Raw genomic sequence first — 23945 nt, 5'->3', positions numbered from 1 at the left:
CCTGCCCTCACGCTATCTTGTAATCGCATCCCGCCTTGCGCTAGCTGCATTTGTCCGACCACGCACGCGTGGCTAAGGAGCGGGCGCCACCACACAAGTGCCACATTGGCAGGCAGGAGCATTCAAGTGCCGGATCCGGAAACCTATGACCTGCTGATCGTCGGCGGGGGGATCAACGGCACAGGCATTGCCCGCGATGCTGCCGGGCGCGGCCTTTCCGTGCTGCTCGTCGAGCAGGAAGACCTTGCCAGCCACACGTCCTCGGCAAGCACCAAGCTGATTCACGGCGGCCTGCGCTATCTCGAATACTACGAGTTCCGCCTCGTCCGCGAGGCGCTGATCGAGCGCGAACGGCTGCTGGGCATGGCCCCGCACATCATCTGGCCGCTCGCCTTCGTGCTGCCGCAGATGAATTCGCCCCGTCCCGCATGGCTCGTGCGGCTCGGCCTGTTCCTTTATGACAACCTCGGCGGGCGCAAGAAGCTGCCGGCCACGCGCACGGTGAACCTTGCCCGCTCGCCGCTCGGCAATGGCCTGAAGCCGGGCGCGAAGACCGCGTTCGTCTATTCGGACTGCTGGGTCGAGGACAGCCGCCTCGTCGTGCTCAACGCGCGCGATGCGGCCGAACGCGGGGCGCTGATCGAAACGCGGACCAAGCTGGTTTCGGCAACCCGCGAAGGCGCGCTGTGGAAAGCGGAAATCGCCGGGACCAACGGTACTCGGACCGTGATGGCCAAGGGTCTCGTCAACGCGGCGGGCCCGTGGGTGGAAGACATGCTGCAGCGCGCGGCCAGCGCCAGCCAGGATCGCGGCGTGCGCCTGATCAAGGGCAGTCACATCGTGGTGCCCAAGCTCTACGATGGCGATCATGCCTTCATGCTGCAGAACCCTGATCGCCGCATCGTCTTCGCGATCCCCTACGAGCATGACTATACCCTGATCGGAACGACCGACGAGCCGTGGCAGGGCCAGCCCGGCAAAGCGCAGATCTCGCCTGAGGAAACCGACTATCTGTGCGAGACGGTCCGCCGCTATTTCGCGCGTGAGATCCACCCGCAAGACGTGGTGTGGAGCTATGCCGGCATCCGCCCGCTCTACGACGATCATGCCGCGAGCGCTTCGGCCGTAACGCGCGACTACGTGCTCGATCTTGATGGCGGAGATGGGAAGGCGCCGCTGCTCAGCGTGTTCGGCGGCAAGATCACCACCTATCGCAAGCTTGCGGAGCATGCGCTCGAAAAGCTGGTGCCGTTCTATCCGTGCGCCAAGGGTGATTGGACCGCCGGCGCGGATCTGCCGGGCGGTGATATTCCCGGCGACGATTTCGAGGCCTTTGTCGCGCAGCTCGCGGCGGTTCACCCGGGCCTGCCGCGCCCACTTCTGACCCGGCTTGCCCGCGCCTACGGTACGCGCGTACGCGCAATCCTCGGCTCGGCACAAACCATGGAAGCGCTGGGCACCGATTTCGGCGGCGGCCTGACTCAGGCGGAAGTCGATTATCTGGCGGCGCAGGAATGGGCGCGCTCGGCGGAAGACGTGCTCTATCGGCGCAGCAAGCTTGGTCTGCATGTGCCGCCGGGCACAGCGGAAGCCGTCGAGGCCTATCTTGCGGGGCAAAATTTCTAAACAGACTGGCAGATCTGCTTAACCAGCGTCTTCGGCGGATTTCAGCGTCTTACGGCAGGCGCTGCCCGAAATTGCGCCGACAGCCCTGCTCGCCCATTGCGAAGTTGTCCGCACGCCGATTTAGCAGGAATTCAGCTGGCACTGGCATTGCGGGCGCGGATACACTGAAGGGCAACGTCGGCGGTGCCCCCCTTGCGCGCCGGGCTCGGCGCCTACCTGATCGACGGCGGCCATGCGCTCACGGCGCTGGACTTCGTCCTCTAGTTTCGGACCACCTTGAGCGGGACGCCCTGATAGGAAAGGCCCGGAATCAGGCTCTCCTGCTTCATGATGACGCTCCCGGGGCCGACATGCGCGCCCTCACCCACCAAGCAGCCATAGAGCGGCACGGTGCCTGAACTGATAGTCGCGCCGGCCATGATCCGCACCTTGTCCACCTTGAGCACGCGGTCCTCGAAGGTATGGGCCTGGAAGAACGCCGTGACGGTCGCACCATCGCCGATCTCGATCATGTCAGGATCGACGACCTGCGAGAACTGCGGCCCCAGCACCGCGCGCTTGCCGATCTTGAGGCCCATGAGGCGCAGATAGAGCGTCAGCAGGAAGGTGCCTTCGAGTTGCTGAAGGATGGCGTTGGCGTAGCGCGCCCAAGCGACGAAGACGAAGTCCCAGCGGCTCGCCCAACAGGACCACAGCGCGTGCTGGCCTGGCTTCACGCGGCCCATCAGCGTCCACTTGAGCACGGTCACTGCCAGCAGCAGGGCAAGGAGCGGGGCGAGCGTCGCCAACGGGATGACGATCAGCGCGAACTCCAGATCGGTCGATTCAGGCGCACCCTCGACGAGCAGCTTGTACCATAGCACTGTGGCCAGCAACGGACCGACCGGGAGCACGAAGCGCAGGAGTTCCCAGAACACGCGGTTGAAATAGCGGATTGGCGAAGGATCGTGGGTGAGGCTGCGGTCCATTTCCACCACCTGACGGCGGGGGAGATCGAAGCTCGGCCGGCCGAAGCGCGATTGGCCCGCTGAAATCTCCTGCGCGTTCGCCACCGTGCTGATGCCGATCAGGATATCGTCCGGCAGCACTTCGCCCGCCGGGATCACCGCGTGATTGCCAAGGAACGTGTTGCGCCCGAGCACGATCGGCGCAAGCAGCACTGTGCCGCGCGAGATTTCGGGACCGCCGAGGTAGATGCCATCGGCAAAGAACGTTTCTGCACCGATGGTGACGAGTTCGGGCGTGACGTCGAAGATCGTGCTGATCTCGCACTTCTCGCCGATGTTCGCACCCGCAAGGCGCAGCCACTGCTTCCAGAACAGCGTGCCCGAAAGCCACTGCCCGGCATTGAAGGTCGTCGCCGATTTCAGCCAGACGCGGATATAGGCAAGGCTCCAGCGATCGATCACGCCGGGCTGCACGCGCCCCATGAAACGCACCATCAGCGCGCTCCACACGAGGCTGATGGGGACGCTGATCATCGTCACGCCGAATACGACGGCGAGCACATGCGGATCGAGCCTTGGCTCGTATATCCACACCCAGATTTCTTCAGAACCGACATCCAGCAAATAGCACAGCAGCAACGCGAGCAGGCCGGTCGGCAGCGCACCGAGCATCGTCGCGACGCCTTCGGCAGCGAGGGTAGCAAAGCCGTGTGTGACCGGATGGAGCCTCCGGCCGCGGGCGGTGAGTGCCGGTGCCGCGGGTGCCGGGCCGACGCTGCGCGCCGGGACACCGTCCCACAGTTCGCCGGCGGGCACCGTGGTGCCAGGGTTTACCACCGAGAGCGGCGCGATGACGCTACCTGCCCCGATGCGGCAATCATGCTCGATGGTCGCGCGGGTCTGCAGCGTGGCATCAGCCTCGATCACGATCCGCCCGACCACGATATCACCGCGATCATATTCGACGAGGCCGATATGCGCGTCCTGCCCCAGCGTCACGTTATCGCCGATCTCCAGCAGATCCCAACCGCCGCGATGCAGGTGCACGCCGCGGTGGATATGCACGCCGCGTCCGATCTTCGCGCCAAGCAGGCGCAGCACCGCGTTCTGGAACACGGTGCCTGAAAGCATCGGCCAGGGGATCAGCCGCGCCGATTGCACGGTAACCCAATGGCGCAGGTGATAGGGGCTCCACACCGGTGCCCGCACGGGTCGATAACGGCCTAGCGCGATCCATTTGACAAAGAGCGTGAAGCCGACCGAAACCGGCAGATAGAGCGCAACACCCGCCACGGTGATGAGCGGCGTCAGCAGCACGAAGCCGACAAGATCAAGCTTGTCGAACAGCAGCGGGAACAGCTCCCACGCCACCGCCCAGCTGACCCAGCCGCCAAACGCCAGCTCACCCGCCAGCCACGCAAGCTGCACGACATTGGCGAGCAGCGGCTGCGCCTTGCCTTCGCGGACAAGTTCTGGCGCCTTGTGCTGCCCGGCAATGGCGGACGCCGCATTGGCCTCCTCGCCCAGTGCGGCCAGCGCTCGGACGGTGCGCGCAGCGTAGATATCGCTGACAGTGACCCAATCCGCCGCGCCTTCCTCGCGCAGCAGGGTGACGAGCAACGCTGCGCTGAGGGAATCGCCGCCGAGGTCCTCGAAGAAATCGTCTTCCACCGAAACGCCGCCGGGCTGCGTCAGGATATCGGCAAAGGCAGCCGCAAGCGCGGCTTCAAGCGGGGTTGCGGGTGGCACGAGATCGCGAGCGGACGCTGCTGCATCGGCGGTGAACGTCATCGCCGGCAAGGCCGCGCGGTTGAGCTTGCCGCCAACCGTGGTGGGAAGCTCGTCCAGCAGACCGATCCGGCGCGGCACCATGTAGCTCGGCACGGTGCTCGCAAGCTGGGTTCGCAAGTCGTCCGGATCGAGCGCGGTGACGCCCTCCCCCGCCACGACATAGGCGACGAGTTCCGGCACGCCGCCGGCTTCCTGCAAGCGCGCTGCCGCCGCGCGCACGCCCGGCAATGCGGCGAGGCGGGCCTCGATCTCGCCCAGTTCGACACGGTAGCCGCGGATCTTGACCTGTGCGTCAATGCGGCCGTGGTAGAACAAGTTGCCGTCCGGCTCGCGGTGAACGAGGTCTCCGGTGCGGTAGATGCGCCCGCAGGTGGGATGATCGACGAACTTCTCGGCGGTCAGGTCCTCACGCTGGCGATAGCCGCGTGCGACGCCCGCGCCGCCCATGCACAGCTCCCCCTGTTCGCCCTCCGCAACCGACTGCAACGCATCATCGAGCACATAGGCAGACATGCTCGGCACCGGGCGGCCGATGGTGATCGGCCCGCCGGGGACGATTACCCCGCGCAGGCAAGTCACGGCGCATTCAGTCGGTCCGTAGCCGTTGACCATCCGGCGCCCCTTGGCCCAGCGGTCCGCAATATCGCGCGGCAGTGCTTCGCCGCCAACGTAGAGCAGCTTGAGATCGGGTAGCGCGCTTTCGGGATCGCGGCAGCCGCTGCTGCGCAGCAATGTCGGCGGGGGGCAGAACACGGTGGCGCGTTCATTGCGAAGCCACTCGACGATATCGGGGCCAAGCCGCGCGGCCTCGTCGTCCATCACCACCAGCGTCGCGCCAGAAGCAAGCGCCAGCCAGATTTCCTCGATTGAACTGTCGTAGGCCGCCGAAGACCCCTGGATCACGCGGTCTGCCGGGCCGAGCCCGAACTCGCCGAGATCGGAGGCGACAAGGTTCGCAACGTTGCGATGCTCGACCATCACGCCCTTGGGCTTGCCGGTCGTGCCGCTCGTGTAGATCACATAGGCAAGCTGATCAGCGCGGATCTCAGCCGGTAGCGCCGCGCCTGCGGGCGGTTCCTGCACGGCAAGCTCGGCCATTTGCAACAAAGGCACCGCGCCCGCTACCGGCCCCAGCCGTGCAGCGCCCGCCGCATCGGTCAGCACCGCGACCGCGTCGGCATCCTCGAGCACTTCGGCGATCCGGTCGTCCGGAAATGAGGGATCAACCGCGGTGTAGGCGCCGCCTGCCTTGAGCACGGCAATCTGCGCCGCATAGAGCATCGGCGAAGTGCGCGGCAGCAGCAGCGCGACAATGCGCTCCGCCTCCAGCCGGGGCGCGAGATGCAGCGCCAGCCGGTCGGTCAGGGCAGCCAGTTCGGCATAAGTCATCACCTGCCGCTCGGGCCGGTTGCGCGCAGGCGGCACCTCGATCGCGACCCCTTGCGGAAAACGGGCAGCCGGTTCGGCGAGAAATGCGTGCAGCAAGGCGGGACGGGCTTCTGGCGCGGTGAACATTGCGCTCCTGTATCGCTGCCGCGAGTGCGGTCAAGCGGGTGCTGGCCCGGATTCAGTGGAGGAAATCCCCGTTTTTATGGGCATTTTGCAAGCCTTGGCGCCCTGTGCAAAGATGAGTTTCTGATAAAGGGGAAGGAGCAAATGTTGCGCATGATTGGCAAAACATTGCTGATGGGCCTCGCTGCCCTCGCCGGATTGCTGTCTCCCGCGATGGCATCGGCCCGCGCGCTCGACACGTATCTGGAAGGCGACCCCACCGGTGCGGCGCCGGCGCCGGTTTCAGGCGGACTTTTGCTGATGGGCGGCGGCGATCACAATCTCGATGCCATGCGCTGGTTCATCGCCAAGGCGGGCCACGGTCATATCGTGATCCTGCGCGCCTCGCAGCATGGCGACGCCAGCACCGAATTCGTCAACGAAATCGGCGGCGTGCTCTCTGCGGAAACCTTCGTCACCCATTCCCGCTCCGCCAGCCGCGATCCCCATTTGCTCGAAGCCTTGCGCAAGGCAGACGGCATCTACATCGCAGGCGGCGATCAGGCGCGCTATGTACGGCGCTGGCGCGGCACACCGATTGCGGCCGCGCTCGATGCTCATGTGCGCGCAGGAAAGCCACTCGCGGGCACCAGCGCCGGGCTCGCGATGCTGGGCGAGTATCTCTACGGCGCAATGGACGGCCAAAGCTTGACGAGTGCGCAGGGCCTTGCCGACCCTTACGGCAAGGGCACCACGATGGAGACGGACTTCCTCCACCTCGCGCTGCTGAAGGGCGTCATCACCGACAGCCATTTCACCCAGCGCGGCCGGCTGGGGCGCCTCTTTGCGTTCATCGCCAAAGCGCAGGCCAACCGGCCGGCCGCTGCGCCGCCGTTGATCGGATTGGGGATCGATGAAGGCGTGGCACTCGCCGTCGAGGCGGACGGGACGGCGCGCGTCTATTCCTCCGCGCCCGATCGCGGTGTTTCGGTCGTCGAGGGCGCAGGGATTGGACGGACTGCTGCGCCCGGCCCGCTCGTGGCAGAGCGGGTGCAAGTGACTACCGCCGGTCTGCACTCGGTCGTGCACCTGCCCTCAGGCACTGTCCAAGACCCGGTCGTCGTGCAGAACTACAGCGCGGGCGGCGGGACTATAAGGCCCCTGCCCTGATCGCCTCAGGCCCCGAAAAGGCTCCGCGCGGCAGCATCGCACAAGGCGACGCAGCGCTCGCGCGGGGTGCGCTGGTCCGAGAGGTAGAATTCGATCCACAGCCCATCGAGCACCGCCGAAAGCAGCGCGATGGCATCGTCCATCGGCAGCGCTGCATCGCGCTGCGGAAGTTGTGCGACAAGCCGCTCAAACAAGGCGCGCTGGCGAAAATTGAAGCTCTCCGAAACCGCCGCAAAATCAGCCCGGCTGCGCGCCTGCTGCCAGAACACCATCCACGCGCCGATGATATCCGGCCCGGCCCAATCATCGGAGAACACCGCGACAAAATAGCGATGCAGCGCTTCGCCGGGCTCGCCGACATCGGGCATAGCTGCTGCTTCGAGCTGGGTGAGCATGTCCTCGCAAAGCTGCTCGTATGTTTCGAGGAGCAGGTTGTCCGGATTGCGGAAATAGTGCCGCAACAGGCCGTGGCTGACCCCGGCCTGTCGGCAGATTTCGCGGCCCGTCGCCCCCTTTGCGCCAAGCCTGGCAAGGCAATTCACCGTCGCGGCTACAAGGTCCGCCCGGCGCACTACCGGCGAAGCGCGGCGACGGCGCGGCGGCGCCTTCATGTCCTTGCTCGCCATCATCACGCTGCCTTGCGCGCCGCGCGCTGACCAAGGAAGTAAACGAGCGTCCCACTGCCGAGAAGGATGGCAGTAAGGCCGAAGATCTTGATGACCGCGAGCAGCTTGTTCGGCTCGTCCGGTGCGGGGAAGGCTGCGAGCACAAGCGCGGTTAGCGTGGTCACGAGGCCGATGCAGGCGAACACGGTCGACGTCACGCGTCCACCGGGCAGGCGCGTTAGGCCCACGTCGCTCGGCCGCCCTTGCAGGCGGATCACGGCGAGGAAGACAAGCGCAAACGGCAGGAAGGCGGCGATGATACCCATGCTGACGAGCACGTCATACGCACCTTTTACGCCAGTGCCAGCCTGTCCGAGTATGCATAGGACTGCACCGAGCCCGCCTTGCACGAGAATCGCGACATATGGCGTGCCCCATTTGGGGTGCACCTTGGCGAAAACAGGCGGCAGCAACCGGTCGATCCCCACCGCAAACGGGATGCGCGCCGCGCAGGACAGGAATCCGCTCGCCGCACCGAGATTGCCCAGCGTGATGAGGAGCGCGAGGGGGACGACAATCCACCCTGCCCCCACCTTCTCCGCCGCCACTGCGCCCGCCTGAATCAGGCCCTGCAGCGTGTTGACCTCGCTCGAGGGCATCGCCAGCAGCACCGCGAACGTGCCGATGATATAGCACGAGACGATGACCACGCCCGCAATCGGCAGCGCGCGGGGGATCGTGCGGCGCGGGTCCTTGATCTCGCCGCTCATGAACGAGGCCGTTTCAGCGCCGGAGAGCGCGAAGGCAATCGCCGCCCACATGATCATGTGCTGGATATCGAACACGGGCACGAACGAGGCAGGTGTGAAATGAGTCGCCGACCCGAACTGCCACCACGCCGCCGCGCCCAGCAGGATCACGATCAGCGCAGGTCCCCACATGCCGACCGCGCCAAGATTGTGCAGCCAGCGCCCGAAGCGCATGCCGACGATGTTGACTGCGGTGATAAAGGCGAGCGCGGTCAGCGCAAAGCCCATGAAGAACACCGGATTGCCGCGCAGGTGCAGCCAGCTCGTACCGCCGATGTAGATCGCGTTACCCGCATCGAAATAGAGAACGCTCGGGAAATAGGGCAGGTTCGAGGTGAAGTAGCTCCACCCAGCCATGAAGCCGATGTAGGGACCAAAGGCTTCGCGCGTCCAGATGTAGAGCCCCCCTTCCTGCGGGTAGCGGGACGATAGCTCGACGATGGCGAGCACGAACGGCAGGTAAAAGCACAGCAGCGCGCCGACCCAGACCACGATCGAACTCGGCCCGAACGCGGCTGCGGTGGCGATCCAGCGCAGGCTGACGCCGGTTACCACATAAAACATCGCAAGATCGGCGACGCCCATCACCTTGTGAGGTTGGGGCGCGCCGCCGGCCATCAGCGGACGCCCTGCTTCTTTCCGGCCTGCTTCTTCGTATCTCGCAGCACCTGCATCGCCGCGTTATGCCCGGGCGCGCCGGTTACCCCGCCGCCGGGATGCGCGCCTGCACCGCACAGGTAGAGCCCCTCCACCGGTGTCCGGTACTGCGACCAGCGCGGCACCGGGCGCATCGAGAAGAGCGCGCCGGGGTGGAGGTCGCCGTGAAAGATGTTGCCTTCGGTAAGGCCATAGATCCGCTCCAGATCGAGCGGCGTCAGCATCACGCGGCCAAGGATCAGTTCCCGCAGGTTCGGCATGTGGCGGCTGATCTGGTCGATGATCGATTCCGCCAGCGCCTCGCGCTTCTCGTCCCAGGTGCCCTCACGCAGGTCATAGGGCACATACTGGATGAAGCACGTCAGCATGTGGTGCCCCGGCGGGCAAAGGCTGTCGTCGACAAGGCTGGGGATCACGCAATCGATCCACAGTTCCTCGGGAATTTCACCGAAACGGGCGGTATCGGCGCAGCGCTGCGCGCCTTCCAGCGTTGGCGCGATAGTGAGCAGCGCGCGTTCAAGCGGGGTCGCATCAGGGCCCCGCCCGATCACGGTTGGCTCACCCGACAGCGCGATATTCAGCTTGGCTGCCGGGCCGCCCATCTTGATCGCGGCGATATCGCGGCGGAAATCATCCGGCAGATCGGCCTTGGCGAGAAGCGCAAGGAACGTGCGCTTGGGATCGGCGTTCGAGAGCACGACCTTTGCCCGCACCTGCCGCCCGTCGAGCAGCGTCACGCCCGTCGCGCGGCCCTGATAGACGTCGATACTGCCGACCGGCGCGCTCGTCTCGATCACCGCGCCAAAGCCGCGCGCCGCGGCGGCAATTGCGCCGGAAACCGTGCCCATCCCGCCCATCACGTGACCATTGAAGCCCTGCACCGCGTGGTCGCCGCCCGCGAGCAGGTGGAACAGCAAGCCAACTGCCGAGCCCGGCTCATAGGGTCCGCCGTGCTTGCCGTAGACGTTGTTGGCCAGAATCATCCGCTTGGCCGCATCGGATTCGAAATGCCGATCAAGAAACTCGCCGAGGCTGCCGGTAAGGAACTGGATCATTTCGCCGATCTCATTGCCCCGGATGCGGCGGAAGCGGCGGATCAGGCGAAGTCCCTCGCGGATCCGGTCGAGCCCGCGCGCGGCAAGGTCTGGCGGGGATTCGAGAAAGAACGGCTGGAGATAGGCTGCAAGCGCCTTGAGCTTGCGGTCGACCTCGAGGAACGCCTCGGCATCGCGCACCGAAAAGCGCGCAATTTCCTGCGCGGTGCGTTCAGGATCGGCCCACCAGCGGATGATCTCGGCCTCACCGGAATCATTGGCCCCAAGCGGCACCGTCAGGATCGGATCGCAGGCGACCATGCGCAGGCCGTGGCGGCCGAGATCGAGATCACGGATCACCGTCGGCATCAGCATCGAGGCAATATAGGAGGTGAAGGACACGCGGTGGCCGGGGATGACCTCCTCGGTCACGCAGGCGCCGCCGACGATGGGCCGCGCTTCGAGCACAAGCACGGAGCGCCCGGCCTTGGCCAGATAGGCCGCTGCCGTCAGCCCGTTATGCCCGGCACCGACGATGACCGCATCCCAGAGTTTGCCTGTCACATCCATCGTCGCGCCCGATCTTTTCTCTCGCTTTCAGGCTGGCTGACTGCCTGAAACGCGCTTATAAGGCAAGCGTCTAATAAGTGATACGGAGCGGCGGTGATGAGCGACAAGTCAGGCGGCGGAATGGAAAAGTCGCTCGCCAGCTCGGCCTACCTCACTGCCGAAGCCTTTGCACGCGACAAAGCTGCGATCTTCCACCGCCAATGGTTCTGCGCCGGCCGCGAAGAGGATATGCCGGCCCCCGGCGATCACAAGATCCTCGATATCGCGGGCGAAAGCGTGATCGTGGTGCGCGGCAAGGAAGGCGCGCTCCACGCCCACTACAACGTCTGCCGCCACCGCGGCGCACGCATGTGCGATGCCGCAAGCGATGCGCGCTGGGGCGTGACACTCGATGCGGGTGTCATCGGCCGCACGATGATCCGCTGCCCCTACCACGGCTGGTCCTACGCGCTCGACGGCCGCCTGCTGGCAGCGCCGCAGCTGCAGGACACGCCGGGCTTCGACAAGAGCGCGTTCAGCCTGCATCCTGTCGCGGTAGAAACCTGGGGCGGTTTCGTGTTCCTCAACCTCTCGGGCGAGACCGCGCCCGATTTCGCCGCAGGCCTTGCCGAGCCATCACGCCGTCTGGGGAACTACCCGCTGGCCGATCTGGTGACCGCACGGACGATCAATTACGAGGTTCAGGCCAACTGGAAGCTGATCCTCGAAAACTACAACGAGTGCTACCACTGCCCCGGCGTCCACCCGGAGCTGACCGCCATTGTGCCTGCATTCAAGGTGCGCGGCGGCATCGATCTCGATTGGGAAGCGGGCATCCCGCACCGCGAAGGCGCCTTCACCTACACTTGGGACGGTACGACCAGCCGTGCCCCCTTCCCCGGCCTCTCCGAAGAAGAGAAAGTGCGGCACAAGGGCGAGCTGATCTATCCTAACCTCATGCTCAGCGTCAGCTGCGATCATGCCGCCGCCTTCGTGCTCTGGCCGCTGGCCGCAGACCGCACGCTGATCGAATGCCGCTTCCTGTTCCACCCGGACGAAGTGGCGAAGGCGGATTTCGAGCCTGCGGATGCGGTCGATTTCTGGGATCTCGTCAATCGTCAGGACTGGGCGGTGTGCGAACGCGTCCAATCCGGCATCGCCGCGCGTGTCCACACCCACGGCTATTATGCGCCAATCGAGGATCTCAGCCTCGACATCCGCCGCTATGTCGCGGACTGCGGGGAGCCCTGATTCCGGGGCCCAAACCGCACCGGATGCGCCCGGCAGCTACTTGACGACGACCTTGACCGCGACGTTGGCCTCCCGGTGGTCCGTGTCGGCGATCGTCACATAGAACCAATGGGTACCGGCAGGTGCGTTGGCGTGGTTCACGATGAACTCGTTACCCTGCCAGTGCCCAAGCGCGAGCATACGCTTGGTCACGTCGATGCGGAAAAAGCCGTAGCGGATCCGGATCGAATTGTGGTCGATCGCAAGACCTTCATGGGCGCGTGCGACGACGCGCACATTGAACGGCGGATTGGTTGCGGTATCGACGTGGGGCTCGACCACTTCGATCGTGGGCGCGAGAGGATTGGCGGCAGAGTAATTCAGCCTGTCTTCCGCCAGAACCGGGCCTTCGGGATGAGCCCGGAACGCCCTCGCTGATGCGGCTGCCTCGCGGGGGCTCACCACGCTGGTGCCCATGCGGTCGTTGGGACGCGCCGATGCCGCAGCAGTCATCGCCAGCAGCCCGCCGCCCAGCAGACCGAAACCCATTTTGCCCAAAGCATGGCGCCCTAGCGCGCGGTCTGCCCGCGCCGTGCCCGAGTTCACCATAGCCTAGCTCTCCCGCCAACACCGCCCTGCCTCGCACGAACATGATGCGCGGTGCCAAGCCCCCAGCACCGAACCAATGCCAGATTCGACTGCGGAGCGAAAGGTGATCGGGATCCGCAGGGGTGGCGTTGCGGCCGGTCGCTCCTGGCCGCGTCACGAACAATTTTCACCTGCGGCGGGAATAAAGATCCATCACCGCCAGTCTCTCCTTCGAATGCTCTTGAAGGATATTGCGCATGGAGATCGATGAAACGCTGGTTGGACGACGCCAGGCCTTCAAATGTCTGGGATGGGCCGGGACCGGCGCGCTCTATGCGCTGTCCGGCGGGATCGCGACATCGCTCACGCTCGACCAAGCCGTCGCGGCTGTGCCTCGGGGGCAAAAGCAGGCCGCGTCAACCGCGCCCTTCGCGTTCCTGCAGATCAGCGACACCCATATCGGCTTTGCGAAGGCCGCCAATCCGGATCCGGTGGCGACACTGCGCGAAACGGTGGCGAAGATCCGGGCGCTGCCCGTCCAGCCCGATTTTCTGGTGCACACCGGCGATATCAGCCACCTCGCCCGGCCCGACCAGTTCGATCTGGCGCAGCAGGTGCTGGGAGAGATCGGGCTGCCGATCCATTTTGTGCCGGGCGAGCACGATCTCGTCGATGGCAACGATCCAAGACCTTACATCGCCCGCTTCGCGCCTGAGGCAAAGGGCAACGGCTGGTATAGTTTCGATGTCAAAGGCGTGCATTTCATTGCGCTCGTGAACGTGGTCCAGCTTGGCAGCATGGGCATGGGGACGCTGGGTGCGGACCAGCTTGCATGGCTCAAGGCAGATCTTGCCGGTCTCTCATCCTCCACGCCCATCGTCGTGCTCTCGCACTTTCCGCTGTGGGCGCTCTACCCCGAATGGGGTTGGGGGACAGAGGACGCGGCAACCGCGCTCGCCCTGCTGCGGCGCTTCGGCTCGGTCACCGCACTGAACGGCCACGTGCATCAGGTCCAGCGTAAGGTCGAAGGGCACATGAGCTTTCATGCCGCCCGCTCGACCGCCTATCCGCAGCCTGCGCCCGGTGTCGGACCGGGACCAGGGCCGCTGGTCGTCCCGCCCGAACAACTGCGCTCGCAGATCGGTGTTTCCACGCTGCGATTTGCCTCGAGCGACACACCCATCGCCATTCTCGATGCTGCGCTGGCCTGAGCGGGAACCGCGATCATGTTCCGACAACGATATACGCAAATGCGGCGTGCCATGCTTCTTTTCACCGCGATTTCGGTGTCGGCAGGCAGCGCCGCGGCGGGCACCGGTCCTGCTCGAAGTACCCGCCATCCTGCCGTACGAGGCGGGGCACCGGCCGCCCTGCCCCCGGTCGGCAATGCGGCCACCGGAGCAAGGCTCTATCAGTCCTGCATGGGCTGCCATTCGCTGGGCGAGAACGATGTCGGCCCGCGCCATCGCGGTGTCGTCGGGCGGATGGCGGGGGCCGTGCCGGACTACGCCTATTCCGCGGCGCTGCGGCAGTCCGGCCTGCTATGGACGCCCGCCAATCTCGACAAATGGCTGACCAACCCGCAAAAGCTGGTGCCCGGCGCGAAGATGTACTTCTCTGTCGCCAAGCCGCAGGATCGGGCCGATATCATTGCCTATCTCGCGCAACAGAAGTGAACACCAGGCAGAGCAATGACCCGCTGGCGACGATCTCCCTGGCTCGGGCTGACATTCAGCCGCGATCGGCCGCAGAGCGCGGGGCAAGGACAATCAGCGCGGTTTGCGTCGCTGATCCTGCCCCATCTCGACAGCGCGTGGCGCTATGCCCGGTATCTCTGCCGTGATGATGGTCCGGCCGAAGATATCGTGCAGGATGCGTTCGAGCGCGCGCTCAAGGCGATCGATCAGTGCCGCGGCGATCCGCGCGCGTGGCTCTTCGCCATCTTGCGCAATTGCCATCATGACTGGGCCCGTGCCCATGCGCGGGCGGCGACTAACGGCTCGGACGATGAGCTGGCCGAGTTTGCGGCACCTGACGATCAACACAGTCTCGCAGAGATGGCCGATCTGCGGCAAATGATCGAGGCCTTGCCGGAGCCGTTTCGCGAAGCTCTGGTGCTCCGTGAGCTTGAGGAGCTGACCTATCGCGACATTGCAGCGGTGACCAGTGCGCCAATCGGCACGGTCATGTCACGGCTGGCGCGGGCACGGCAGATGCTCGGCGTCCTCCTGCGCGATGAGGGCACGCCGGACAAGAAGCGAGGAGAGGCATGACACAGCCTTGTCAGGACCGCGAACTTGCTTTGCAAGCGATGCTCGATGATGAGCTCGACCCGCTGGCTATCGCCGCGCTCGAAGACCACCTGCGAAGTTGTGCCGGATGCCGCGAGGCCTATGCCAAGATGAAGGAACTGCAGCTCCTCCTGCGTGGCTCGGGGCTGCGCGGCACGGCCCCAGCGCGCTTGCGCCATCGGATCGAAGCGCTGGCTGGTGAGGCGGCATTGCCTGCGCGCCAGCCCCCGCGCCCCGGCATCATGCCGTGGCTGGGAGGCGGCGCGATCGGCGCGCTTGCCGCCAGCCTTGCGCTGCTGCTTGCAGTGCCCCAGCCGCCCGAGGCCAACCTTGCCGACGAACTGGTCAGCAGCCAGATCCGCTCGCTCCAGAGCGGCCATCTGGTCGATGTCGAGACGTCGGATCGGCACACGGTCAAGCCCTGGTTCAATGGCCGGATCGATTTCTCGCCGCCGGTCGTCGATCTCGCCCCGCAAGGGTTTCCGCTGGTCGGGGGCAGGCTTGATGTCCTCGAAGGCCGGACCGTCGCCACGCTGGTGTATCGGCGCAGGCTCCATACGATCAATCTGTTCATCCGGCCCCAACCGACCGGTAGACGGGATGCTGCGCTAGCGCGGCAAGGCTACGCCATCGAGAAGTGGAGCGCAGGCGGCCTGGAGTACTGGGCCGTATCGGACATTCCTGCGGGCGAACTCAGTAACTTTCATCGCTTCTTTGCCGAAGAGTCTCGGAAATGACCTTCTCGATCCGGCCAACCCTGCCCGCCGATGCACCGCTGCTTCCTGCTATCGAGCAATCGGCGGGCGAGCTTTTTCGCACCGTGCCCGAACTCGCGTGGCTTGCCGATGGCGACAACATCCCGCCAACGCGCCACCTCGAACTGATCGCCGACGGCGCGTGCTGGGTTGCGCAGGCGCATGGCGGATCGTTGGTCGGCTTTCTTGCGGCACAGCGCGCGGGAGACGCGCTCCATATCTGGGAACTTTCGGTCCGGCAGGACCAGCAGCGCAAAGGGATTGGCCGGGCGCTGCTAGCAACGGCTGCGGCTTCTGCGTGCGAGCAAGGCCTGCAGGCGCTTACGCTGACCACCTTCCGCGGCGTGGAGTGGAATGAGCTGATGTACCGGCGCCGCGGCTTCACGGTGCTCTTGCCCGAAGAGTGTGATGAACGGCTGCAGGGGGTTCTGCGAAACGAGATGGCTGCGGGATTCCCCGGCGAACGGCGCTGCGCGATGCGGCTGCACCTCGCCCGGCCTGCTGCCGAGTAATCAGCATCCGTCGCGCTGCTTGCTAGCGCGGCAGGGCACCAAGCGATGCCCGGAGCCTCGGCGCGGCGAAATCGAGGAATGCGCGCAGCTTGAGCGGCACAAGCGGCGGCCCGGTGTGGACGAGGTGGACCGGGATCGGATCGCCGACGAAGGGCTTCAGGATCTCCACCAGCTGCCCACCGCGCAGCGCAGCAGCGGCCTGATAGGATGTCATCCGCGCAATGCCGAGCCCGTTGCTCGCCGCCTCGACCAGCGCATCGGCCGTGTTCACGCCGAGCCGCGGATTGATGGCAAGCGCGCTGCCATCGGCATCCCCCGTGAAGCGCCAGCTTCGCGAGGTATGGAGCCCCTCGAAGGCAAGGCAAGAGTGCTCGGCGAGCGCAGCCGGCGTTGCGGGTGTGCCGCGCTCGGCAAGGTAGCCGGGGCTGGCCACGGTGATCCAGCGGACCTCGCCGACCCGCATCCCGACCAGCCCGCTATCCGGCAAGCGCCCCAGCCGCGCAGCGACATCGACATGGTTTTCGGCAAGATCGATGATCTTGTCCGACAGCACCAGCCGCACATCGACCTTGGGAAACGCACGCAGGAAATCGAGCACGATCGGCAGGATATGCAGCTTGCCGAAGGCGATCGGCGCGGTGACCAGCAGCTCGCCAATCGGCTCGCGATATTCTCCGGAAGCGGCGCGCTCGGCCTCGTCCAGTTCGGCCAGCAGGCGCCGGGCGGTGTGGACGAAAGCTTCGCCAGCGTCGGTCAGCAGGAGCTTGCGCGGCGTTCGCACGAGGAGCTGCGTGGTGAGATGGGCCTCCAGCTCGGAAATCTTCCGGCTGACCGTCGACAGCGGCATCCGCAGCATGCGCGAAGCTGCTGAAAGACTGCCGCCATCGACAGCCGATACCAACGTGCGGAGTGCCTCGAAGCGATCCATGCAATGTTCCATCCAGCGGGAGGTCAGTTCCCGAAACTGCCAGATACTCGGCGAAAATGGAAGGCATTAGAGCGACCCCAGCGGCGGAACCGGCTCCGGTCCGCCTGGACAAGGATCGCACGCATGACCCAGACCACCTACAATTACGCGACCGTGAAGGGCCGCCGGATGTTCTACCGCGAAGCCGGTGATGCCGCGCTGCCCACGCTTGTGCTGCTCCACGGTTTCCCCACGTCGAGCTTCATGTTCCGGGATCTGATCCCGCTGCTGGCCGATCGCTTTCACGTGATTGCGCCGGATTACATCGGCTTCGGCCAGTCGGATGCACCTTCGGCGGCGGACTTCGACTATACCTTCGACAATCTCACCGCCCACGTCGCCGCGCTGATCGATGAGCTCGGCCTTACCTCCTACATCCTCTACATGCAGGACTTTGGCGGGCCGGTCGGCTTCCGCCTGTTTGCCGAGCGCCCGCAGGCCGTGCGCGGCTTCGTCATCCAGAACACCAATGCCTACCTCGAAGGCGTCGGCGAACCGGCGGCCAAGGTGTTCCTGCCGCTGTGGGAAGAGCGCAACGCCGAAACCGAGGCAGGCGCACGCATGTTCCTCAATGCGGGGACAACGCAGTTCCAGTACCTCGTCGGGGCTCGCGATGTCTCTGCGATCAGCCCGGACAACTGGACGCACGATCAGGCATTGCTCGATCGGCCCGGGACCGATGCCTATATGCTCGATCTGCTGGTCGACTATCAGACCAACGTCGCTGCTTACGAAAGCTGGCATGCCGCTTTCCGCGCGCATGCGCCGCAAACGCTGATCGTTTGGGGCCGGAACGATCCGTTCTTCACCCCCGCCGGCGCCGAAGCCTTCCGCCAGGATCTGCCGCAGGCTGAACTCGTCTGGCTCGATAGCGGCCATTTCGTGCTCGACGAAAATGCACCGCAAGTCGCCGCAGAAATCATCCGCGCCTTTGCCGGCTGAACCATCCCTTTGCATCGCAAATTCGGAGAAAGACCATGCTCAAGACCAAGTTGCTTGCCGCCGCCGCCGTTGTCCTTGCTTTTGCCGCGGCAGGGATCGCGGCCGCGCAGGATACCGTGCACCCCGCCCATGAAGGCCCCTCGGTGAGCACTCCCGCCGACAAGATCTCGTTCTTCAATTCGGGTGTGAAGACCGAAAAGGGCGAACTTCAGGCCGGGCCTGCCTATGGCGATCTGCAGCACGGCCGCCACGGCACCTTCATCCACATGCCGGCGGGCTTCGTCAGCCCCGTTCACACCCACACCGAGGATTACTTTGCGGTGGTCATCAAGGGGACCGGCGCGAACCAGTTGCCCGGCGGCAAGATCATCCCGCTGCCGGTCGGATCCTACTGGTTCCAGAAGGGCGAGGAAGCGCATGTCACCCAGTGCCTTTCCAAGGAACCCTGCGTGTTCTTCATCGTCCAGCCGGGCAAGTTCGATTACGTGCCGGCTCAATAAGCAAGCGGTGGGCCCTGCCGGCAGGAATGGCCGGCAGGGTGCTCCTTTTTCCCCGAACAGGGTCAGTCATCGCATGAGGCTTCATTCTTTCCGCCGCGCCGCGACGCTTATGGGCATTCGGCCATGAGTGCGCGCGTCGCCATCGTCACGGGCGCAAGCCGCGGCATTGGCCGCGCTGCTGCCTTGCGGCTTGCTCTCGATTTCGGAACGGTCGCGCTTGTCGGGCGCGACGCTGCATTGCTGGAGGACGCCGCAGCTGCGGTTCGCGCCGTGGGTGCCCGAGCCATCAGCATCGTCCGCGATCTGCGCCGCCCCGATGCGCCCGCAGAGGTCGTCCACCGGGTTCTCGCTGAAACCGCACGGCTCGATGCCTTGGTCTGTGTCGCTGGCGCGGTCCCGCAGATGGATCTGTTCTCGCTTGGCGATGCCGAATGGGATGATGGCCTTTCGCTCAAGTTCCACGCGGCACGGCGCATAACCATCGCCGCGTGGGATGCCCTCAAGGCGGCCAGCGGGTCGGTCGTCATCACGTCAGGCGCGTCCGCTCTTGCGCCGAAGCAGGAATTTGCTGCGGTCGGCGTCATCAATGCCGCAATCATCGCGCTCGCCAAGGCCTTCGCCGAGCGCGGACTGCGGGACGGCATCCAGGTCAACAGCCTCCTCCCCGGCGCAGTGCTGACTGACAGGCGCCGCGCAATGTTCCGGCAGCTTGCCGCGGCAGAAGGGACCGATCCCGCTTCTGCTGCTGCCGGTTACATGGCCCGGACGGGAATCGCTCGGCTGGGAGAACCCGAAGATATCGCCAATACGATCGCCTTCCTTGTCTCACCACCCGCCCGCTGGATTACCGGCATTGCTCTTCGGGTCGATGGCGGCGAGACCAAGTCGATCTGAGGAGGAGGAGGCATGGCAGGATCTGGGCGAGAAGCTACCAGGCAAAGGTCACGCCGACCCGTCCTCCGCTGGAGCCCTTGACCGTCGATCCCGCCAAGGCCGCATTGAAGTAGACGTGGTCGCTCGCCTTGACCACGGCGGACCCCGAAAAACCCTGCTGCCCCCTGTAGGTCGCGAGGTTGAACGAGACGGCGAACTTCGCATCGGCGGGCATGATTGTACCGCCCATCGCCATCGCAGCAGCGATACCGCCATTGGCATCACGGCGGTTTGCCTCAACCTGATTACCCAGCCGGCCGAGCCCGGATTCGAGTGAGGTCAGGCGTGCCCCTTGCGCGGCGTTGACCGCCTCGATCGCGGTGGCCCGGGCGTCTTGCGAAGCATCCTTGGCCTGGATTGCGGCAATCTGGGTCGAATGGACGGTGCTGGCAGCTTCCACGCTGGCAATCTTGGCATCCTGCACCACATTCTGCGCCAGTGCAGTGTTGGCATCGGCGGCGGCGGCATCCGCGCTCGCCTTAGCGGTGGCTGCATTTGTCAGCGCGGTGTTGGCAGTCGTTTGTGCAGTCGCCGCATTCGTCAGCGCGGTGTTGGCGGTGGACTGCGCAGCGGCGGTTGCCGCCGCGTTGCCACTGGCCGCCACGGCCTTGAGCTGCGCGAAATTGACCGCGTCGGTATCTTGCGTCCCCGCAGCGACATTGGTGATCTGGCGCTGCAATGCCGCGCTGCCGACCGAGACCGAGTTGGCGCGATCCGCGCTTGAGCCATAGCCGATCGCGACAGCATCGGCGGCACTGGCGGTTGCGGTCGCGCCCAGCGCAAGGCTGCGATCGCCGCTGGCAGCGCTCGATTGGCCGATGGCGATGTTGCCCGCCTTGCTGGCGTTGGCCTGATCGCCGATCGCGAGCGCGGAATCGCCATCCGCAATGCTCAGGTTGCCCAGCGCCACAGCGGCGGTTCCGGTAGCGGTGTTGTCGGCACCGATGGCGACCGCGCCAGTGCCGGTCGCGATATTCGGATCGCCGATGGCCACCGCGCCGTTGCCATTCGCCTGATTGAGATAGCCGAGCGCCACGGCTTTGCCCTTCGCGACAGAACCTTGGCCAAAATTGAGGTTCGATCCCCCGTTCAAGCCCTTTTCAATGGTATCGATCCTGACATCGGTGCTCGATTGCAGCGCATTCAATTGCCGCATGTTGACGGCGTCAAAATCCTTGCTGCCATCGTTCACATGAGACAGCGTCCGGTTGATGAACCCGTTGCCGAACGAAACGGTATTGTTCTCGTCGGCCAGAGAATTTGCGCCGATAGCCACGCTGCCAAACGCGGTTGCTTGTGCGTCCTTGCCAAGGGCCAAACTGACCACTCCGCTGGCGATGGCGCCGCCGCCAATGGCCGTGGCGGAGTCTGCGCTGGCCTTGCTGGCCGCGCCGAGCGCGACATTTCGATAGGAGCTCGCGAAGCTGTCCCGGCCAATGGCGACGGCTTCCTGAGCCGCAGCCTGCGCCGCATAGCCGAGGGCGATAGCCGAAATATCCAGCGCGTTGGATTGATAGCCCAAGGCGATCGAGCCAGTCGAAACGGCCTTATTGCTTTCACCGATGGCCACGCTGCCCGACCCGTTCACTGTGTTGAGCCGGCCAATCGCGACGCCGTTGAAGCTGTCGTTGGTGTCGCCGATCACCACCCCGCTGTTTTGATTGCTCAATGTGTTGCCGACGCCGGCCGAAACAGCGTAACCGACCTTCACCTTGCCGCCATTGCTGGACGCGACCCGCGCATCGAGCTGGCCAAGGTTGACCGCATCAGTGGATGCAGTGCCTGCCGCCACGCTCACCAGTTGCCGTTCAGCGCCGCTCGCGCCAATCGCAACGGCATTGTTGCGGTTGGTCGTCGATCCATTGCCCAGCGCAACGCTGTTCGAGGCTGAAACGTCGGTTTCATTGCCAAGGGCCATGCTGTTTGCGCCGTTGGCTGCGGCATTTACGCCCAAGGCCAGAGCATTGCTGCCTGCCCCCTTGGCGCCTGCGCCAATCGCGGTTGAAAGCAGGCCCGAAGCTTTGGCCGATGCGCCAATGGCGAGTGACTTGTCCTGACTGGCCTCGCTGCCATCGCCAATTGCGACGCTTTCCTCCCCAGTGGCTGCAGAACCCGAGCCAACCCCGACCGCCTTTTTGCTGGTGGCCGCGCTGAAGGAGCCGACTGCCACTGCATCATCAGCCGATGCATCCGCATCTGTGCCGAGGGCAGTGCTGTAGGCACCTTTGGCCCGGCTGTTGCTGCCAAAGCTGGCCGCCCCTTCTGCGCTGGAAAGCGCAGCGTTGCCAACGGCTGTGCTGATGAGGCCAGAGGCCGTGCTGGCCGCGCCCAGCGCCGATGCGGCTATACCCGTTGCCCGGCTATCGACGCCGTAAGCGCTCGCGCCGTTGCTGCTGGCCGCACTGCCCTGACCGGTTGTGGTTGCGCTGTCCGCTGCAACCGCGCCTTGCCCCAGCGCCGTGCTGCGATAGCCATTGGCCGCCGCGCCTTGGCCGACTGCGGTCGAAAGTCCCGCTGTTGCCGACGGCCCGTTGTCGCTCTTCGCCACCGCGCCCTCGCCGATTGCGGTGCTGTTTTCGCCAAGCGCCTGCGCGCCTTTGCCGATGGCGGTGGATTTGACTTCGGTAGCCTTGCTGAATGCGCCAAACGCGCTGCTGTCCGCGCCCTCCGCCGCGCTTTCCGCGCCGGTGGTCGTGCTGTTCAGCCCGCTCGCCGCACTGAAGGCGCCGATGGAGGTCGCAAAGTCTTGCGACGCATTGCCATAGGCGCCCAGCGTCGTCGCCTCGTTGCCCGATGCAGCGCCATTGACGCCGACCGCTGTTGCGAGCCCACTGGAAGCCGTAGCGCCCGAACCAACTGCAATCGACTGCTCTCCGGTGGCGCTCGCGCCGCTGCCCAGTGCAGACGATTCCGTGCCGGTCGCCTCGCTGTTGGCGCCGATGGCCGTGGTATCCGCGTTGAAGGCGTGGGCGGCGTGTCCGATTGCGGTCGCCTGCGTGGGCACGGCTGCAGGGGGCGTGGCGCTGACGCTCGCGCCCGATCCGCAGACAAGGGTCTGGAGATCGGCATTGACCGCGCAGACTCCGCTCGCTGGCGGCGGGAATGTGTCCACAACCTGGCCGTGCGCCGCACTGGCGACGCCAAGTATCGCGGCCATGCTGGCGCTCGACAGAAGAAGGGTTCGCGAAAAACGATTGGTGCGGTTCATGACACAAGATCCCCCGGTTCTTGGCCGCCGCACTTCCTTGCATTCAGCCGCGGCCGGTGCTCATCGTTACCAGGGACAGTCTATCGCTTGCCGAGGTGAGGTCTCCGCACTTGGCGTCAATCATTCCTCATTTGGCGCCATCGGCATTTTGTGGGGTGAGATCAGCCTTCGCCGTGCCGCCATTCGCGCGGTGTCAGGCCGAATGCCTGCTGAAACTGGCGGTTGAAGGTCGCCAACGAGTCAAATCCGTTGCCGTACGCGATTGTCGAAATCAGCTGCCCCGCCGCGGCAGGATCACGCAGTGCGCGCTTGCATTTATCGAGCCGAGTGCGGCGCAGGCACATCGTGAAGCTGTCGCCGCGCACTTCAAACGCGCGCTGCAGTGTCCGCTCGGACAAGCGCATGTTCTCAGCCACCATCGCGGCCGACAAAGCCGGATTGCTCGAATGGCGATCGATCAGCTTCCGCGCCAGATTGAACCGCCCCCGCTCGACGGAGGTTGAGATCGGCTCGCCATTGCCGTCCACCGCGCCATAAGCCGCCGCGACAAGCCCGTAAAAGGCGCTGAGCGCCATGTCGGCTGCAAAGCTTTCCAGCCCGGGCAATTCAGCCGCCAGAGTTCCCAGATAGGCGGTGAGCAGACGCGCCGCTCCGCCCTCCCCCGAGACTTTTCGGGTGGAAACATAATCGGGCAGCTTCCCACCAATGTTGGCGAGATGGCGCTTGTGAAATCGGTAAAGCCGTGTCCGCGAAGGCAGATGATCGATCGGTTTCAGCCGCGAAGGCAGCACTGGATGATAGATATACATGTCACCTGGCGAAAGGTGAACATCGTCAACGGTATCGAACACCGCAACTTCGCGCGAATCCAGTTGCTGATAAACCCAGAGGTAGTTGTCATCGACATGGCTGACATAACTCTTGCTCTGGATCGTTTCATGCGCAGTCGATCGGCTCTCGACGATTTCGAAGTCGCCATAGTGCTGCATAACCATCGAACCGGAAAATCGCAGCCGGTCATCCGGGCCAAGACTGAGGTCGGCCTCTTGGAAATTATTGCCAACCAGATCCCGCCAGAAAGGATAGCGGTCCTTCGGCGGCAATACGTCGGTCGAAAACTCGATCACCTGCTGCTCGGTTACCCGCCCCAATCCCTGGAATTGAGGCTATCAAGCACATAGTCAGGTGTCAACGATTGACCAAATACGCGATAAATCAAAGATTTGAATAGGTTTTTCGAACCTGAAAAAAATATTTATGCAGCAATACATTGATCATATTCTTCAAGATCAGCCTTCAAACGCGATCTTATGTAAGATCAATCTGATGCTATCTGCCAT

At 64.8% G+C, this 23945-nt stretch carries 19 protein-coding genes; 11 read left to right on the top strand and 8 right to left on the bottom strand.

Annotated features, from left to right (window positions below; genetic code table 11):
- The first annotated feature begins 126 nt into the window (after positions 1-126).
- Positions 127-1626 (top strand): glycerol-3-phosphate dehydrogenase, encoded by a 1500-nt coding sequence (locus tag NSE01_RS00095; protein ID WP_246134947.1) that lies wholly within the window; start codon positions 127-129, stop codon positions 1624-1626.
- Positions 1627-1886: 260 nt separating this feature from the next.
- Here NSE01_RS00095 and NSE01_RS00090 read toward each other — a convergent pair whose 3' ends face one another.
- Positions 1887-5879, bottom strand: a complete 3993-nt coding sequence (locus NSE01_RS00090; protein WP_147157587.1) for a non-ribosomal peptide synthetase — start codon at positions 5877-5879, stop codon at positions 1887-1889.
- A gap of 150 nt (positions 5880-6029) precedes the next feature.
- Here NSE01_RS00090 and NSE01_RS00085 point away from each other — a divergent pair, with 150 nt between their 5' ends.
- Positions 6030-7025, top strand: a complete 996-nt coding sequence (locus NSE01_RS00085; protein WP_174811971.1) for a cyanophycinase — start codon at positions 6030-6032, stop codon at positions 7023-7025.
- Positions 7026-7030: 5 nt separating this feature from the next.
- On the opposite strand, the gene NSE01_RS00080 is transcribed toward NSE01_RS00085, so the two are convergent.
- The 3 genes from NSE01_RS00080 to NSE01_RS00070 are packed head-to-tail and all read right to left on the bottom strand — an operon-like array spanning position 7031 to position 10694.
- Positions 7031-7654 carry a TetR/AcrR family transcriptional regulator gene (locus tag NSE01_RS00080; RefSeq protein ID WP_147157585.1) on the bottom strand — a complete coding sequence of 208 codons (624 nt, stop codon included), beginning with the start codon at positions 7652-7654 and terminating at the stop codon, positions 7031-7033.
- Entirely contained in the window at positions 7654-9057 is a 1404-nt protein-coding gene (locus NSE01_RS00075; protein ID WP_147157584.1) for an APC family permease, read from the bottom strand. The genes NSE01_RS00080 and NSE01_RS00075 overlap by 1 nt, the downstream gene beginning before the upstream one ends.
- Positions 9057-10694: a phytoene desaturase family protein gene (locus tag NSE01_RS00070; RefSeq protein WP_170233700.1), complete on the bottom strand. Its 1638-nt coding sequence runs from the start codon at positions 10692-10694 to the stop codon at positions 9057-9059. Before NSE01_RS00070 ends, NSE01_RS00075 begins: the two co-directional genes overlap by 1 nt.
- 102 nt (positions 10695-10796) lie before the next feature.
- Between NSE01_RS00070 and NSE01_RS00065 the strand changes: the two genes are divergently transcribed.
- Positions 10797-11930 carry an aromatic ring-hydroxylating oxygenase subunit alpha gene (locus NSE01_RS00065; RefSeq protein WP_218033225.1) on the top strand — a complete coding sequence of 378 codons (1134 nt, stop codon included), beginning with the start codon at positions 10797-10799 and terminating at the stop codon, positions 11928-11930.
- A gap of 36 nt (positions 11931-11966) precedes the next feature.
- On the opposite strand, the gene NSE01_RS00060 is transcribed toward NSE01_RS00065, so the two are convergent.
- Entirely contained in the window at positions 11967-12518 is a 552-nt protein-coding gene (locus tag NSE01_RS00060) for a hypothetical protein (protein ID WP_147157582.1), read from the bottom strand.
- A gap of 236 nt (positions 12519-12754) precedes the next feature.
- Here NSE01_RS00060 and NSE01_RS00055 point away from each other — a divergent pair, with 236 nt between their 5' ends.
- Genes NSE01_RS00055 through NSE01_RS00035 form a run of 5 tightly spaced genes read left to right on the top strand, consistent with a single transcriptional unit; the run spans position 12755 to position 16055 of the window.
- Positions 12755-13708 (top strand): metallophosphoesterase family protein, encoded by a 954-nt coding sequence (locus NSE01_RS00055; protein ID WP_147157581.1) that lies wholly within the window; start codon positions 12755-12757, stop codon positions 13706-13708.
- 51 nt (positions 13709-13759) lie between these two features.
- Complete coding sequence (locus tag NSE01_RS00050) at positions 13760-14173, top strand: c-type cytochrome (RefSeq protein WP_147157580.1); 414 nt, start codon at positions 13760-13762, stop codon at positions 14171-14173.
- Between the two features lie 15 nt (positions 14174-14188).
- Positions 14189-14770: a sigma-70 family RNA polymerase sigma factor gene (locus NSE01_RS00045; RefSeq protein ID WP_147157579.1), complete on the top strand. Its 582-nt coding sequence runs from the start codon at positions 14189-14191 to the stop codon at positions 14768-14770.
- Positions 14767-15525: an anti-sigma factor family protein gene (locus NSE01_RS00040; protein WP_147157578.1), complete on the top strand. Its 759-nt coding sequence runs from the start codon at positions 14767-14769 to the stop codon at positions 15523-15525. The genes NSE01_RS00045 and NSE01_RS00040 overlap by 4 nt, the downstream gene beginning before the upstream one ends.
- On the top strand, positions 15522-16055 hold the full coding sequence (locus tag NSE01_RS00035; protein ID WP_147157577.1) for a GNAT family N-acetyltransferase: 534 nt from the start codon (positions 15522-15524) through the stop codon (positions 16053-16055). Before NSE01_RS00040 ends, NSE01_RS00035 begins: the two co-directional genes overlap by 4 nt.
- A gap of 22 nt (positions 16056-16077) precedes the next feature.
- Here NSE01_RS00035 and NSE01_RS00030 read toward each other — a convergent pair whose 3' ends face one another.
- Positions 16078-16983, bottom strand: coding sequence for a LysR family transcriptional regulator (locus NSE01_RS00030; RefSeq protein ID WP_147157576.1), 906 nt, complete (start codon positions 16981-16983; stop codon positions 16078-16080).
- 123 nt (positions 16984-17106) lie between these two features.
- Here NSE01_RS00030 and NSE01_RS00025 point away from each other — a divergent pair, with 123 nt between their 5' ends.
- The 3 genes from NSE01_RS00025 to NSE01_RS00015 all read left to right on the top strand — a co-directional run bounded on the left by NSE01_RS00025 (position 17107) and on the right by NSE01_RS00015 (position 19358).
- Positions 17107-17964, top strand: a complete 858-nt coding sequence (locus NSE01_RS00025; protein WP_147157575.1) for an alpha/beta fold hydrolase — start codon at positions 17107-17109, stop codon at positions 17962-17964.
- A 35-nt stretch (positions 17965-17999) separates the two neighbouring features.
- Positions 18000-18464: a DUF4437 domain-containing protein gene (locus NSE01_RS00020; RefSeq protein WP_147157574.1), complete on the top strand. Its 465-nt coding sequence runs from the start codon at positions 18000-18002 to the stop codon at positions 18462-18464.
- Positions 18465-18587: 123 nt separating this feature from the next.
- Positions 18588-19358 carry an SDR family oxidoreductase gene (locus NSE01_RS00015; protein ID WP_147157573.1) on the top strand — a complete coding sequence of 257 codons (771 nt, stop codon included), beginning with the start codon at positions 18588-18590 and terminating at the stop codon, positions 19356-19358.
- Between the two features lie 34 nt (positions 19359-19392).
- Here NSE01_RS00015 and NSE01_RS00010 read toward each other — a convergent pair whose 3' ends face one another.
- Both NSE01_RS00010 and NSE01_RS00005 read right to left on the bottom strand, forming a co-directional pair.
- Complete coding sequence (locus tag NSE01_RS00010) at positions 19393-22605, bottom strand: hypothetical protein (RefSeq protein WP_147157572.1); 3213 nt, start codon at positions 22603-22605, stop codon at positions 19393-19395.
- A 161-nt stretch (positions 22606-22766) separates the two neighbouring features.
- Positions 22767-23732: a helix-turn-helix domain-containing protein gene (locus tag NSE01_RS00005; RefSeq protein ID WP_170233699.1), complete on the bottom strand. Its 966-nt coding sequence runs from the start codon at positions 23730-23732 to the stop codon at positions 22767-22769.
- Positions 23733-23945: the final 213 nt, after the last annotated feature.

The organism is Novosphingobium sediminis (genome assembly GCF_007991615.1).
GTDB classification, from domain to species: domain Bacteria; phylum Pseudomonadota; class Alphaproteobacteria; order Sphingomonadales; family Sphingomonadaceae; genus Novosphingobium; species Novosphingobium sediminis.
The sequence above is the reverse complement of the archived record's forward strand: the minus strand, read 5'-3'. Positions and strand labels throughout refer to the sequence as shown.

Excerpts from the sequence above, each read along its gene's own strand:
- NSE01_RS00090 (WP_147157587.1), bottom strand. The coding sequence starts at position 5,879 with ATGTTCACCGCGCCAGAAGCCCGTCCCGCCTTGCTGCACGCATTTCTC.
- NSE01_RS00085 (WP_174811971.1), top strand. The coding sequence starts at position 6,030 with ATGATTGGCAAAACATTGCTGATGGGCCTCGCTGCCCTCGCCGGATTG.
- NSE01_RS00080 (WP_147157585.1), bottom strand. The coding sequence starts at position 7,654 with ATGATGGCGAGCAAGGACATGAAGGCGCCGCCGCGCCGTCGCCGCGCT.
- NSE01_RS00075 (WP_147157584.1), bottom strand. The coding sequence starts at position 9,057 with ATGGCCGGCGGCGCGCCCCAACCTCACAAGGTGATGGGCGTCGCCGAT.
- NSE01_RS00065 (WP_218033225.1), top strand. The coding sequence starts at position 10,797 with ATGAGCGACAAGTCAGGCGGCGGAATGGAAAAGTCGCTCGCCAGCTCG.
- NSE01_RS00060 (WP_147157582.1), bottom strand. The coding sequence starts at position 12,518 with ATGGTGAACTCGGGCACGGCGCGGGCAGACCGCGCGCTAGGGCGCCAT.
- NSE01_RS00055 (WP_147157581.1), top strand. The coding sequence starts at position 12,755 with ATGGAGATCGATGAAACGCTGGTTGGACGACGCCAGGCCTTCAAATGT.
- NSE01_RS00050 (WP_147157580.1), top strand. The coding sequence starts at position 13,760 with ATGCTTCTTTTCACCGCGATTTCGGTGTCGGCAGGCAGCGCCGCGGCG.
- NSE01_RS00045 (WP_147157579.1), top strand. The coding sequence starts at position 14,189 with ATGACCCGCTGGCGACGATCTCCCTGGCTCGGGCTGACATTCAGCCGC.
- NSE01_RS00040 (WP_147157578.1), top strand. The coding sequence starts at position 14,767 with ATGACACAGCCTTGTCAGGACCGCGAACTTGCTTTGCAAGCGATGCTC.
- NSE01_RS00035 (WP_147157577.1), top strand. The coding sequence starts at position 15,522 with ATGACCTTCTCGATCCGGCCAACCCTGCCCGCCGATGCACCGCTGCTT.
- NSE01_RS00030 (WP_147157576.1), bottom strand. The coding sequence starts at position 16,983 with ATGGATCGCTTCGAGGCACTCCGCACGTTGGTATCGGCTGTCGATGGC.
- NSE01_RS00025 (WP_147157575.1), top strand. The coding sequence starts at position 17,107 with ATGACCCAGACCACCTACAATTACGCGACCGTGAAGGGCCGCCGGATG.
- NSE01_RS00020 (WP_147157574.1), top strand. The coding sequence starts at position 18,000 with ATGCTCAAGACCAAGTTGCTTGCCGCCGCCGCCGTTGTCCTTGCTTTT.
- NSE01_RS00015 (WP_147157573.1), top strand. The coding sequence starts at position 18,588 with ATGAGTGCGCGCGTCGCCATCGTCACGGGCGCAAGCCGCGGCATTGGC.
- NSE01_RS00010 (WP_147157572.1), bottom strand. The coding sequence starts at position 22,605 with ATGAACCGCACCAATCGTTTTTCGCGAACCCTTCTTCTGTCGAGCGCC.